The following is a 12954-nucleotide window of genomic DNA, read 5'->3' as shown; positions in this document are numbered from 1 at the left end:
TATAAACGATAAAACGACCATTTGGTCGTTTTATTTTAAAATTAATTTAGTGGGTATAATTATGTTAGAGCCAAATTTTTTGCAATTCAGGCCATTGTTTTTCAAATTGCACGCTTGGCTTAGTTTTAAAGTCACTGCGCACAAATTGATTCATCTTTCCTTCAACATAGGCAAGTAAAAAGTTAGCCAGTGTAAGCTCATCGCTTTGGAAGTTTTTACCTTCACGGAGCTTACGTTCTCTGAGTACTTGTTTAAGTTGGGTTTCTAATTTTTCAAAAAAGCTTTGAACGCGTTCACGTAAGCGCTCTTGTTCACCTTGCAGCGCATCACCGGTTAAAATACGAGTAATACCAGGGTTTTTTTCGGCAAATGTTAAAAGTAAAAGTAAAATATTATAAACACGGGTTTGGCTTTCTTTTTCGTTTTCTAAAATAAGGTTAATGCGCGATAAAAGAGTGTCTTCAATAAACTCGATTAAGCCTTCAAACATGCGCGCTTTGCTAGGGAAATGACGATACAGAGCCGCTTCAGATACACCAACCTCAGCAGCTAGTTTAGCTGTGGTGATTCGTTGGCCAGGGCTTGTTTCTAACATTTGTGCGAGTGCTTGCAGTATTTGCTCTTTGCGATTACTTCTTTTTGTCGCAGGCATGAACATTCCTTTTTTATTAGTTATTCTTGGCTGGGGTTAATCATTTTTTGTTCAAATGAAAAGCATATGTTAATGTTTTATTCAGTTTGTTTCCAGCCTTTTATAGATGTTTAGCCAGCTGTTCGATCACTTTTAAAGCAATTGTACTTTTACTGCTAACAGGCAATTCTAACTGTTTATTTTGCCAATACAGAGTCAACGCGTTTTGATCAGAATTAAACCCTAAACCACTTTGCGATACATCGTTTGCGCATATCATATCTAGGTTTTTATTAACTAATTTACCTTTAGCATAACTCTCAACGTTTTGCGTTTCAGCGGCAAAACCCACAGTGTAAGGGCGGTTTTTTTCTATATTAGCAACCGCTGCAATTACATCTGGGTTTTTAACTAACGTTAGTGTTAGCTCGTCGCCTTGCTTTTTCATTTTTTGAGTTGCTACTTCGCCAGCTCTGTAATCGGCAACAGCTGCGCAGCCAATAAACGCATCCGACTGCGGTGCATATACTAGTGCTTCATTTAATAGTTGCTCTGCGCTTTCTATATTTATTAGGTTTGCACCAATAGGTGCTTTAATAGTTACAGGGCCAGAAATTAAATTAACGTTAGCACCGAGTAACAACGCGGCTTCTGCAAGTGCGTAACCCATTTTTCCAGAGCTATGGTTTGATATAAACCTAACAGGGTCAAGCGGCTCACGGGTTGGGCCTGCGGTGATCGTAATTGTTTTACCAGCTAAAATTTGAGGAGGTTGGTTTTCAACACATAACGCTACAAGCTCATGTGGTTCAAGCATACGTCCTGAGCCGACATCTCCACACGCTTGCTCTCCTTTACCCGGGCCCCAAATAAGTACGTTACGCGCTTTCAAGGTGGCTAGGTTTGCTTGCGTTGCAGCATGTGCATACATTTGCTGGTTCATAGCTGGGGCTACTGCAACTTTTGCTGGGGTCGCAAGTAGTAAAGTCGTCAGTAAGTCGTCTGCAATGCCGGTCGCCATTTTTGCAATGATATTACATGTTGCAGGAGCGACTAAAATAAGATCAGCCCACTTGGCAAACTCAATGTGTCCCATCGCCGCTTCGGCGGCAGGGTCGAGCAATGAATCCGATACTATCTCGCCGCTAACGGCTTGCATTGTGAGTGGCGTAATAAAATGCTTAGCTGACTCAGTCATGACAACTTTTACTTCACAACCATGCTCTTTTAATCGTCTTACGAGCTCAGCGCATTTATAGGCTGCAATTCCACCGCTAATACCCAGTACAATTTTTTTGTTTGTTAACGTCATCATGGTTGTCTGTCAATCTTATTAAATATGGCGCCTAAAATAACAAATCTTTACTCGTTCAGCTAAGTTTTTAATTTAAAATTACAAGCTAAATTTTTATTTTGCATTACATTTATAAGACACATGAGTTATTCAAGGATGAAAAAATGCAACTAACCTCACTGCCCAATGCTCAACGCCCACGAGAAAAGCTTATCGAAAAAGGCGCTAAAGCGCTAAGTGATGCAGAGCTCCTCGCCATATTTTTACGTACCGGGTTGCCGGGGATGAACGTAATAGAGTTGGCTCAGCACTTACTGAACGAAAATAAAACATTACATAACTTGTTTAATGCCAGCATGGACGAATTTTGTTCGCAAAAAGGGTTGGGAACGGCGAAGTATGTTCAATTACAAGCGGTACTTGAATTAAGTCAGCGTTATATGCAGGAGCGCTGCCAACGAGATGCCGTGTTTAACTCCCCTAGTTCAGTGTACGATTACCTAACCATTCAAATGCGGGGTCTACAGCAAGAGGTATTTATGGTGCTTTATCTTGATAGTCAAAACCGCTTAGTAAAAGATGAGATTCTTTTTTACGGCACAATAAATGCCGCAAGTGTATATCCGCGGGAGGTTGTTAAAGCGGCACTTAAAAATAATGCAGCGGCTGTTATCTTTGCCCATAACCATCCAAGTGGGATTGCTGAACCAAGCCAAGCAGATAAGCTTATTACCAATAAATTGCAGCAAGCACTGCAATTAGTAGACATAAATGTGCTTGACCATATCATTGTGGGAGGTGAAACGTGTGTTTCGTTTGCCGAGCGTGGCCTTATTTAACTCTCTTTGATATAGAAATGTGCTAAAAATGAGCGGTTTAATACATTTTAGCAAATTAGTTTAATTTAAATGCAGTTTTTACTTTCCCTAAGGGCATTCGATCTTTATAATTGGCCGCTATCAAATTTACATATGAGCTGGTTGGATAGATCAGTATTTGATCTTTGCCTGTAAAAGCTGTATAAAGAGCGCCCTTCGATTTATCTAGGGCAGAAATACACGGCCTTAGATTAAATTAAGCTCGAGCGAAGTTATTGGAGATATATAGACATGTCTAAAGTATGTCAAGTTACAGGTAAGCGTCCAGCGGTTGGTAACCACCGTTCACACGCGAGAAACGCGACTAGACGTCGTTTCCTACCTAACCTACAAACACACCGTTTTTGGGTTGAAAGTGAAAAACGTTTTGTAACATTACGCACTACTACTAAAGGTATGCGTATTATCGATAAAAAAGGCATCGACGCGGTTCTTACAGAAATCCGTGCTCGCGGCGAAAAAGTTTAAGGAACTGAATCATGCGCGATAAAATCCGTTTAGTTTCAACTGCCGGTACTGGTTTTTTCTACACTACTGACAAAAACAAACGTAACATGCCTGAAAAGATGGAAATCAAAAAGTTCGATCCTAAGGCTCGTAAACACGTGATTTTCAAAGAAGCTAAAATCAAGTAATTTTAGTTTTTTAGAATTTAAAAACCCAGCTTAGGCTGGGTTTTTTGTTTTCTGGTGATAAGTTAGCAATATATTTGAACTAATACGTATGTTCATTAGCAACTATACCTAACTAGTTTTAGGGAATAAAACCGATATTTTTCGTTTAATCTTTATATAAAACAGGTATATAAAAAAGCTTCCTCTAGTAATTGACGAGGCTTAGTTGTCTAAAAATAGCTCGTTAGTATTAAGCCTCATTAAACTAAAAAATTATCTTATTCACAAAAAAGGCCAAACAGTCAGTTTGGCCTTTGCTATCCCAAAGATTATGAAATTACTATTATGGTTGGTATTGTCCGCTAATAGTTAAACCAGAGAAAGTTCTGTAAGCATTTACACTTAAATGCCATGTACCGGCTTGTGGATTATTAAAGGTACATGTTTCAGCATTACCATTTTTATATGGACGACAATCGTAGCTAGACGATGTTGGCTGACTACCAAACTTCACAAATAAATCAGCATCACCTGTACCACCAGAAGTAGTTACAGTAAATGTAGACATACCAGCAGGCACATCTAGTGTGTAGTGTTTCCACTGACCAGCACTGGCACTTACGTCACTAACAGTACCACCACCAGCTTCAGGTGTGCCTGAACCGCCACCAGAAGATGCACCTGTGATATTACCTACCAAACTCACACCAGAGTAAGCAGAGTAACCACGAAGCATTACATGGTATGTACCTGCCGTTGGATTATCGATAGAACATTCTTCGCTGTTGCCGCCTTTGTACGGACGACAGTCGTAGCTTGATGTAGTTGGTTGGCTGCCAGCACGAACGTATAAATCGGCATCACCTGTACCACCGCTCATTGTAAACGTCACATTGGTTGCTCCGCTTGGTACGGTCATGGTGTAAAAGTCTTGTGCGTTAGCACCACCACTTAAGCCTGTTTTAGCTTCGCCATCAACAAGTTCACTATCACCTGTTGTAGGTGGTGTTGTACCGCCACTTGCTGCGGCAACAGCAGCTGCAGCATCAACAATACCTGTACCACAGTTGTTACATGTTGCAGGGAATGAGCGAGTAGACGATTTTAAAATACTCTCAATTTCATCAGGCGTAGCATTTGGTTTTGCTTGCTTGATAAGTGCAGCTACACCCGCTACGTGCGGAGCGGCCATAGATGTACCTTGAGAGAATGAATAGCTATCGGTTGATGGAGAAGACGATCCTGAGTTATACGTAGACAGAACACCTTCAGAATCGTTAGCAAAGCTTTGTGCACCACCGGGTGCAGCAACATCAATGTTACTACCGTAGTTTGAGTAATAAGCACGGCCACCATTTCGACCAACTGATGCTACATTAACAACACCGTTACAGTTACCTGGGTTGTAGTTTGCTGAGTTATCGTTATCGTTACCAGCAGCAATAACAACAACAGCGCCATTGTTGCGAGCTGTATTGATTGCATTTTGTGTTGTAGAACTACAAGAGCCACTTCCGCCTAAGCTCATGTTAATAACATCAGCTGGGTTAGGGTTTCCAGGGATGCCCGATACGTTACCGCCAGATGCCCAAATAATGCCGTCGGCAATATCAGACGTTAAACCACCACATTTACCAAGTACACGCACTGGAACTACTTTTGCGTCATAAGCAACACCGGCAACGCCTTCACCATTATTTGTAACGGCTGCAACAGTACCCGCAACGTGCGTACCATGCCAGCTAGACCCTTGCGCACCATTATTACCACATTCGCCGGCTGCTACTGCATCGCCCGGATCACGTGCATCGCTATCACGGCCGCCGCCATCGTTAGCAACCGATAGGTTAGAAATCATATCGTAACCTGGCAAAATATTAGCGTTTAAGTCGGCATGAGGGCGGTAACCTGTATCAAGAACAGCTACTACTACACCACTACCTGTTGCGGTGTCCCAAGCTGTTGGTAAGTTTAAACCGCCAGCTTGCTCATAGTAGTGCCACTGGTCGCCATAGCGCGGATCGTTAGGTGTCGCAAAAGGTTTTAACATTTGGTCAACTTCAATGTACTCAACGTTGCCTGAATCAACCATTTCTTGCATAAACTCTTGTGCTTCTGCTGCGCTAAGTTTTTTATCTGCTCGCATAACATGGTGGTTATTTAGTGCCATTGCGCGAATGTACTTTGCTTTAACTTTTCCTTTTTTAGAGGCAAAGTTTTTAACAAAGTTTTTTGCACGCGCTTTCATGTTTACAGGGCTTTCATCTGCAGTAGAGTAACTCAGTGCATCAACGTTGTTATTTTTATATTTAATGATGAATTGCGTTTCAAAGCCACTTTGATTTTGAAGTTTAGCTGTTGTATCTGCCACTGAAGGGCCGATTGCTTGTGCTGGGTTAGCCATGCTTGATGCAGTAGCAAAAAGCGTACTAATGGTAAGTGCAATTGCACACTTATTAAATGTTTTACTTGTTGTCATAATTTTCCCTAGATTTTTTATTAGTTATATCGTGATGAATTGTCACAATGCAGGTACAAAGGTAAATTATGTGTTAATAAAGTTAAAATACTAAATCATTATGTCCCTATTTCATTTAGTTATAACGAGTGTTTTAAAGGGGTTTGTCATTGTTTTGTATTTGTCATATAAAATAAAAATGATATAAAGGTATTGCTTTTTAATTTGTATTTTTAATACTTTTAAAAAGTAGAAAATATATTTGTTGTGTTATTTGTAATAATGAATTCTGTACATTGCTGGCGATTAAATTTTGCTATAATCGAGCAAATTGTTAAGTGAGATAAATAGATGACCCAGGTAGATGTAATTGTAATTGGCGCGGGAGCGGCTGGATTAATGTGTGCGGCGCAAGCTGGATACCGAGGCCGACGTGTTACAGTGCTAGACATGGGTAAAAAGCCGGGTCGTAAAATTTTAATTAGTGGTGGCGGGCGCTGTAATTTTACAAACGAAAACGCCGCACCAGAAAACTATTTATGCGGTAATCCACATTTTGTTAAATCATGTTTGAGCCGTTATACGCAACATGACTTTATCGAGCTGGTGGACCGCCACGGTTTGGCATACCATCATAAAACGTTAGGCCAGCTGTTTTGTGATAATAGTGCGCAAGATATTGTGAATATACTTCTTACTGAATGCGAGTGGGCAGGTGTAAATATAGCCTTGCGCAGTGAAGTGATTAATGTACAAAAAACAGAGTCGGGTTATAGCGTTACCACAGAGCAAGAGACTTTGCATTGTGAGTCGTTAGTGGTTGCGTCGGGGGGGCTTACTATGCCCAAGCTTGGTGCTACACCTATTGGTTATAAAATTGCTGAGCAGTTTGGTTTAAACGTACTACCTACTATGGCCGCGCTTGTACCATTTACCCTTCACCAACACGACAAAGAACGCTTTGAAGGATTATCAGGCGTTAGCATACCGTGCGAAGTAACAAGTGAAGACGGTACCACATTTAAAGAAAATATATTATTTACGCACCGTGGTTTATCTGGCCCCGCTATATTACAAATAAGTTCATTTTGGCGTGCAGGGCAGGCTGTTACTATTAACCTACTTCCTGAGCTAGATTTAAAACAGCGGCTTGCAGACTGGCGAGAAACGCAACCTCAAAAATCACTAAAAAATAGCCTAACGACAATATTGCCAAAACGGTTCATTGAAATACTACATGAAAGCAATGCAATACCTGATTGCAATATTAATCAGCTTACCCATAGTCAAATTGAAGACCTTGCTAACTACATTCATGCGTGGCAAATAAAACCCAACGGAACCGAAGGTTATAGAACTGCAGAAGTAACCCTGGGTGGTGTAAATACTGACGAACTAAGCTCTAAAACGTTTGAAGCCAAAAAATCACAAGGCTTGTACTTTATAGGGGAAGTAACGGATGTAACCGGTTGGCTTGGAGGGTATAACTTTCAGTACGCTTGGAGCTGTGGATTTGCAGCCGGGCAATACGCGTAGTTATTTTATCCATTGTTAAATAGAGCACACTCATATTACACTTAAAGCTTATGTGGCTAATATGAGTGTTCTAATGCTGAAGCATGTTTTAATTGTTTTTTTACTTTTATATGTAAGCATGGGTGCAAAAGCCTCTGAAAACTTAAGTGATCATGAAGTGTTTTGTATGAAAACAGACCAAGATTGCTTAACCTATATTCAATCTCGCCTTTTAAATACACAAAAGAACTCCTCTAATTGGTATAAATTGAAAACTTACGAGTTTGACTATTATTTTGATTATCAAAAATTCGATAATCTTCATAGCGCATTAAGCCCCTTTGTTGACCAAGAAGAATTACCAGGGGCATTTAAAATACAAGTTTATTTTTATTATGCTAAATCGCTTAATTACTTGGGTGATAAGCAACAAGCGAAAGCCTATGCGGCAAAAGCATTTGCTCAACTTGATGAAATTTATAATGTATTTGGTGATCCTTTAAGGCTTGTTGAGCTGGCTAATTTACAGCACATATTTGGTGATAAAAAAAAGGCACTAAGGGTATTGCTTGATGCTGAAAAGCGTTATGCAAAAAGTAGTGATGCTATTTTTCACTTTGAGCTGCACATCAATAAAGGGCACATTTATTACAATTGGCAACAGTACCCTCAAGCGATAGAAAGTAATTTAAAAGCCTACAACGCTATAAAAAGAACAAAACATCATGCTAAAACTGTAATTGCGCTAGGTAACTTAGCTTTTTCATATTTTAAGCATAATGATTTTAATAACGCAGTAAAATATTATAAAACTGCGTTCGACTACATCGAACCGGATAGCATTTACCAAGCAACCTATAGTTTACGTTTAGCGCAATCGTATTGGGAGTTGGGTAACAAAACACAAGCGGCTTTGTGGTTAAATAAAATAGATAGAACTAATGTGGAATTCTCAAAAAGCCATGCAAAAGTTTATGATGAAATAAAAAGTAAAATCTAATGCTAGTTTGCTCTTTAAATTTAAAAACAAAAAAGCCGATAATGCATATGCAATATCGGCTTTTTAGTGTTATTTATTAAAGCTATTAGGCTTTAGCAAAGGCATCTTGTAGTGGGGGTACTACTTGCTTTTTACGGCTTAATACACCATCTAACCATACTTTATCATTTTCTGGTTTTACGCCGTAAGCCTGCTCAACTAAGTTTGCATCGTCAGATACGATGAGCATTTGTGAGCCTTCTTTCATAATATCGGTAAGCAGCAAAAATACTGAGTGACGATTACCTTCGGCTTTAAGCTTTGCAATATCAGCTTCAAGGTCAGCTTTAATATCGTCAAACACAGCAAGGTCGATTACTTCTAGTTGGCCAATACCTACTAGGTTACCGTTCATGTTGAAATCTTTAAAGTCACGCATAACTAAGTCACGTGCAGGTGTATCTTCTACTGCAGACTTAACGCGGAACATATCCATGCCTAGTTCTTTAAAGTCTTCAACACCCGCAATTTCAGCAAGTGCTTCAACACATTTAATATCGGCAGTGGTACATGTCGGTGATTTAAATATTACGGTGTCGCTTAAAATTGCACACATCATAATACCTGCGATGTCTTTAGGGATTTCTACGCTGTAAAAATCGTACATCATTTTAATAATGGTATTTGAGCAGCCAACAGGACGGATCCAACATTCAAGCGGAGTAGATGATGTTAAGTCACCTAATTTATGGTGATCTACCACGCCAACAACACGGGCTTGGTCGATATCATCAGGGGCTTGTGTTTTTTCTGTGTGATCGACAATATACACATCTTCACCCGCGTAGCTTAGTTTAAGCTCAGGTGCTTCGAAGCCAAACTTATCAAGGATAAATTGAGTTTCTGGTGAAACTTCACCAAGACGAGTTGGTATTGCAGGCTCATCGATTTGGTTTTTTAAATAAGCCAGTGCAATTGCACCACAAATAGAATCTGAATCTGGGATTTTATGGCCCACTACATACATAGACATTGACGGAACTCCTTTAAATTTGCCGATATTCTAACAAAGTCTGCGCCCTTTAACATATAGACAGTGCAATTAAGTTTTAGTTACACTTTAAAATCTTGAATTTACTAGGTGTATAAATATGCGACTGGGCCGTAAGGGGTGGAATAACGTTATAATCTTCTCGATGCTGATTATGATTTTCTTTTTAAATGGTTGGCATAAGCAGTTTTTAAGTGGTGAACCAGAGCCCACATTGCAAGCGGTGTTACCTGCACAAAGCTTTGTTTTAACCCTTAGTTTTGTTGATCAAAAAATTGAGCGTATTGGTACTAGTTGGCGTACAACTGCAATAAAGAAAGATGTGCCTGTTTTTTGGCAACCGTCAGAGCAACAACTACAAGAACTTGTCAATATTTGGCAAGGAATACAGTTGCCTGTAGTTAATGAGTCTGTGGTTTTTAACCCAAATGCGCCTTTGTTTGTTGCCACATTTGAATTAGCTGGAGAAAGTTTGCCTTGGGTATATTTACTTTACAAAGGAAATAATCAGTATTATTTACTCGAAAAAAGTACTCAGCGCGTGTTTGCACTTGATATAACTATAGCTACACAGTTGTTTCCTAGTTTTGATTTTTCACAAAGTGGGTCTAATTAATGCCTGAATTACCAGAGGTAGAAGTGAGCCGAATGGGCATTACTCCTCATATAAAAAACCAAGTTGTAACCAAGGTTAATATTTATAATGCGAGTATGCGCTGGCCAGTACCTGACGATGTTTACCAGCTAGAGGGGTTAACTGTTACCAATATTGAGCGCCGTGCAAAATATTTATTGCTGCATTGTGAGCTTGGTAGCACTATTTTACATTTAGGTATGTCGGGCAACTTACGAGTTGTAGATAAGAGTGAGCCTTTAAAAAAGCACGACCATGTTGAATTTGTATTTGCTAATGATAAAGCGCTGCGCTTAAACGATCCTCGCCGCTTTGGGTGTTGCTTATGGCAAGAGCCAGGTGAGGTGCATAAGTTACTCTCAAAGCTTGGCCCAGAGCCCTTAACGGATAACTTTTTCGCAAAGCGCGTATACGAGCAGTCACGCAATAAAAAAGTACCTGTAAAACAGTTTATTATGGATAACGCTGTGGTAGTAGGGGTTGGGAATATTTACGCTAACGAGTCATTGTTTAAAGCTGGGATTCATCCAAAGCGCGAAGCGGGGAAGGTGTCACTTAAGCGCTATCAAGCACTTATCCCTATAATAAAAGACACGCTTGCTGCCGCTATAACTCAAGGTGGTACCACGCTTAAAGACTTTGCACAAAGTGATGGTAAGCCGGGTTATTTTGCTCAAGAGCTATTGGTATATGGGCGAAAAGGAAAGCCCTGTTTAACGTGTGATAATGAGCTGGAAGAAATAAGGCTGGGGCAGCGTAGTACCGTTTTTTGTGCACATTGCCAAAAGTAACTACCTTTACTTTCTAATGCTATAAAGAAAACCCCGTTAACACATGGTGCTAACGGGGTTTTTAGTATATACAAAGCGTTTTAAACTTTAAACTCGTCTACCGATAAACGCAGCTCTTCGGCTAGTTTTGCTACTTCAGAGCTTGAGATATTAGTTTGGCTTGCGCCTTCAGCTGTTTGTTCTGCAATAGCAACAATAGACTCTAATCGTTCACTAATTTCTTCAGCCACTTGTTGTTGCTCAAGTGCTGCTGTAGATATTTCTTCACTCACGTCATGGGCCTGTGATACCGCAAAGGTGATTGAGTCAAGCGCTGTACTTGCTAAGTCAGTTTGCTCTACACACGATACAGCACGCTGCTTACCTTTGGTCATTGCTGTTACAGCCGCTTCTGCGCCCGTTTGTAGCGATTCAATCATTGATTGGATCTCTTGTGTCGACTCTTGAGTTTTACTTGCCAGTGAGCGTACTTCGTCTGCTACAACGGCAAAGCCACGGCCGTATTCACCTGCACGGGCGGCTTCGATTGCGGCGTTAAGCGCGAGTAAGTTAGTTTGATCTGCAATGCCACGAATAACATCAAGTATGCTGCCAATCGATGCGCTATCTTGGTGAAGCTTATTAATAACTTGAGAGGCATCATCAACCTCGCGAGCTAATTGCTCAATAGTTGATTTGTTATTGTTGGAAATACCTTTAACACGTTCAGCTTCTTTATCTGCGTTTTTAATTTCGCTTAATGCTTGCTGTGCACTATTGCTTACTGTTTGCGATGTGCTGCTCATTTCAGTCGTTGCTGTTGCTGCCTGCTGTACTTGTGCCTGCTGGTTACTGATAGCTTGGCTTGATTCTGCAGTAATTGCCGAAGTCTCTTCTGATGCAGCTGCTAATTGAGTCGAGCGAGAAATAATACCTTTAATTAAGCTGCGTAAGCTGTCTATTAAAGTATTACAGCTTTTTGATAGCTCGCCAAATTCGTCTTTAGCGCTGTCATCCAAGCGTTGAGTCATATCACCACTGGCTACAATATCTAAAATTCTGTTTACTTCGGCAAGTGGCTTGGTAATACGGCTTACGGTTATATATGCAATAGCGATGGCGAGTAGAGTTGCGATAACCATACCAACCCATGTCCATAAATTTGCTGAGTCTACGTCATTACGAACGCCTTTTTGAAGCTCAAAGGCAACATTACTTGCTTGCGAAACTAACTCGTCAATTTGATTAAGTGCTATTTTTGTTGCGGCTTCTGAGTCGGCTAGCTCTTTTTCAGTGAGCGCAATTGAATCAATTAAACGTTTTTTATTGGCGGCTAAACTGTTATTACCTTTTACGTTACTTTCAAGTGCTTCAACATGCTCTTTGAGGTCATTAAACAAGTCGCTATGGCTTTGCTCAATAGCCGGTTTAATTAGAGCAACAGTGCGTGTTACTTCTTCAAGGTAGTAAGTTTGCTCGCTTTTAACGATATCTAATGTGGTTAATGTTTTTACTGTTAACATGTCGGTACTGTTGGTAACCACCGACATAAAGTTATTTTCCAAGTTATTTGCAGCTTGAAAAGCACGAGGGTGGTCTTGTTCAAAACCATCTATATCAATTATGTCTAAAACTACTGAGTTAGCATCTTCTGCGCTAAGCTCAATGGCTTCAATTTGTGCAGTGAGTGTTTTATTTAATGCCAGTTGTTTATTTTTATCTTCGAGTAAGTTTTCAACAATACTTAAAAAGTTTTCATAGGTTTGCTCAACACTTTGACTACTTTTACTTAGTTCAGGGTCGTTTTTAACAACGCTCTGAAGCTGTGCATGGAGTTCGTTGAATGATTTTTTTTGTTCGAATACTCTTTTTTTAATGGGTTCAAGCTCACTTGCAGATGAAGTATAAAAACTTGCTTGTGCTGCCTTACTCATTAATATGAATTCAGCTTGTAGCTCTGAACTTTTGTTTAATGCCGGTAATGATAGCTGGTTCACCTGTTGAGTAGAACGGTCTATATTCGCTATTTTAATTAACGAATTGCCGCCAATAATTAAAAGTAATAGCGTGATAAATATAAAACCACCCCAAATACGTTGGCTCACTGTTAGATTCATATGGATTTCCACT

12 protein-coding genes are annotated in these 12954 nt (G+C 40.0%); 7 read left to right on the top strand and 5 right to left on the bottom strand.

Features of this window, described 5'->3' with window-relative positions; genetic code table 11:
- Positions 1–64 precede the first annotated feature (64 nt).
- Both slmA and coaBC read right to left on the bottom strand, forming a co-directional pair.
- Positions 65–652: a nucleoid occlusion factor SlmA gene (gene slmA / locus PMAN_RS12520; protein ID WP_006794533.1), complete on the bottom strand. Its 588-nt coding sequence runs from the start codon at positions 650–652 to the stop codon at positions 65–67.
- Positions 653–752: 100 nt separating this feature from the next.
- Positions 753–1946: a bifunctional phosphopantothenoylcysteine decarboxylase/phosphopantothenate--cysteine ligase CoaBC gene (gene coaBC / locus PMAN_RS12515; RefSeq protein ID WP_010556610.1), complete on the bottom strand. Its 1194-nt coding sequence runs from the start codon at positions 1944–1946 to the stop codon at positions 753–755.
- Between the two features lie 143 nt (positions 1947–2089).
- On the opposite strand from coaBC, the gene radC reads away from it, so the two are divergent.
- The 3 genes from radC (at position 2090) to rpmG (ending at position 3438) form a co-directional block, all read left to right on the top strand.
- Complete coding sequence (radC, locus tag PMAN_RS12510; RefSeq protein ID WP_006793237.1) at positions 2090–2764, top strand: RadC family protein; 675 nt, start codon at positions 2090–2092, stop codon at positions 2762–2764.
- 270 nt (positions 2765–3034) lie between these two features.
- Complete coding sequence (rpmB, locus tag PMAN_RS12505) at positions 3035–3271, top strand: 50S ribosomal protein L28 (protein WP_006793236.1); 237 nt, start codon at positions 3035–3037, stop codon at positions 3269–3271.
- A gap of 11 nt (positions 3272–3282) precedes the next feature.
- Complete coding sequence (rpmG, locus tag PMAN_RS12500) at positions 3283–3438, top strand: 50S ribosomal protein L33 (protein WP_004587947.1); 156 nt, start codon at positions 3283–3285, stop codon at positions 3436–3438.
- 322 nt (positions 3439–3760) lie between these two features.
- Here rpmG and PMAN_RS12495 read toward each other — a convergent pair whose 3' ends face one another.
- Entirely contained in the window at positions 3761–5896 is a 2136-nt protein-coding gene (locus PMAN_RS12495) for a S8 family peptidase (RefSeq protein WP_010556609.1), read from the bottom strand.
- A 330-nt stretch (positions 5897–6226) separates the two neighbouring features.
- Here PMAN_RS12495 and PMAN_RS12490 point away from each other — a divergent pair, with 330 nt between their 5' ends.
- Together PMAN_RS12490 and PMAN_RS12485 are read left to right on the top strand one after the other, a co-directional pair.
- Complete coding sequence (locus tag PMAN_RS12490; protein WP_010556608.1) at positions 6227–7411, top strand: BaiN/RdsA family NAD(P)/FAD-dependent oxidoreductase; 1185 nt, start codon at positions 6227–6229, stop codon at positions 7409–7411.
- Between the two features lie 73 nt (positions 7412–7484).
- A complete protein-coding gene (locus PMAN_RS12485; protein ID WP_006793233.1) occupies positions 7485–8390 on the top strand; it encodes a tetratricopeptide repeat protein in 906 nt (301 codons plus the stop codon).
- Positions 8391–8475: 85 nt separating this feature from the next.
- Here PMAN_RS12485 and PMAN_RS12480 read toward each other — a convergent pair whose 3' ends face one another.
- On the bottom strand, positions 8476–9402 hold the full coding sequence (locus tag PMAN_RS12480; RefSeq protein WP_010556607.1) for a manganese-dependent inorganic pyrophosphatase: 927 nt from the start codon (positions 9400–9402) through the stop codon (positions 8476–8478).
- 118 nt (positions 9403–9520) lie between these two features.
- Between PMAN_RS12480 and PMAN_RS12475 the strand changes: the two genes are divergently transcribed.
- Positions 9521–10036, top strand: coding sequence for a hypothetical protein (locus PMAN_RS12475; protein WP_033035096.1), 516 nt, complete (start codon positions 9521–9523; stop codon positions 10034–10036).
- Complete coding sequence (mutM, locus tag PMAN_RS12470; RefSeq protein ID WP_010556605.1) at positions 10036–10845, top strand: bifunctional DNA-formamidopyrimidine glycosylase/DNA-(apurinic or apyrimidinic site) lyase; 810 nt, start codon at positions 10036–10038, stop codon at positions 10843–10845. Before PMAN_RS12475 ends, mutM begins: the two co-directional genes overlap by 1 nt.
- Before the next feature lie 80 nt (positions 10846–10925).
- Here the strand turns inward: mutM and PMAN_RS12465 are convergent, their stop codons facing one another.
- A complete protein-coding gene (locus PMAN_RS12465; RefSeq protein WP_010556604.1) occupies positions 10926–12941 on the bottom strand; it encodes a methyl-accepting chemotaxis protein in 2016 nt (671 codons plus the stop codon).
- Between the last annotated feature and the right edge of the window lie 13 nt (positions 12942–12954).

This window comes from Pseudoalteromonas marina (assembly GCF_000238335.3).
GTDB lineage: Bacteria > Pseudomonadota > Gammaproteobacteria > Enterobacterales > Alteromonadaceae > Pseudoalteromonas > Pseudoalteromonas marina.
This window is presented reverse-complemented; position numbering and strand designations above follow the sequence as displayed.

Bases quoted from the DNA above. Each gene is read 5' to 3' on its own strand.
- slmA (WP_006794533.1), bottom strand. From the start codon at position 652: ATGCCTGCGACAAAAAGAAGTAATCGCAAAGAGCAAATACTGCAAGCA.
- coaBC (WP_010556610.1), bottom strand. From the start codon at position 1,946: ATGATGACGTTAACAAACAAAAAAATTGTACTGGGTATTAGCGGTGGA.
- radC (WP_006793237.1), top strand. From the start codon at position 2,090: ATGCAACTAACCTCACTGCCCAATGCTCAACGCCCACGAGAAAAGCTT.
- rpmB (WP_006793236.1), top strand. From the start codon at position 3,035: ATGTCTAAAGTATGTCAAGTTACAGGTAAGCGTCCAGCGGTTGGTAAC.
- rpmG (WP_004587947.1), top strand. From the start codon at position 3,283: ATGCGCGATAAAATCCGTTTAGTTTCAACTGCCGGTACTGGTTTTTTC.
- PMAN_RS12495 (WP_010556609.1), bottom strand. From the start codon at position 5,896: ATGACAACAAGTAAAACATTTAATAAGTGTGCAATTGCACTTACCATT.
- PMAN_RS12490 (WP_010556608.1), top strand. From the start codon at position 6,227: ATGACCCAGGTAGATGTAATTGTAATTGGCGCGGGAGCGGCTGGATTA.
- PMAN_RS12485 (WP_006793233.1), top strand. From the start codon at position 7,485: ATGCTGAAGCATGTTTTAATTGTTTTTTTACTTTTATATGTAAGCATG.
- PMAN_RS12480 (WP_010556607.1), bottom strand. From the start codon at position 9,402: ATGTCTATGTATGTAGTGGGCCATAAAATCCCAGATTCAGATTCTATT.
- PMAN_RS12475 (WP_033035096.1), top strand. From the start codon at position 9,521: ATGCGACTGGGCCGTAAGGGGTGGAATAACGTTATAATCTTCTCGATG.
- mutM (WP_010556605.1), top strand. From the start codon at position 10,036: ATGCCTGAATTACCAGAGGTAGAAGTGAGCCGAATGGGCATTACTCCT.
- PMAN_RS12465 (WP_010556604.1), bottom strand. From the start codon at position 12,941: ATGAATCTAACAGTGAGCCAACGTATTTGGGGTGGTTTTATATTTATC.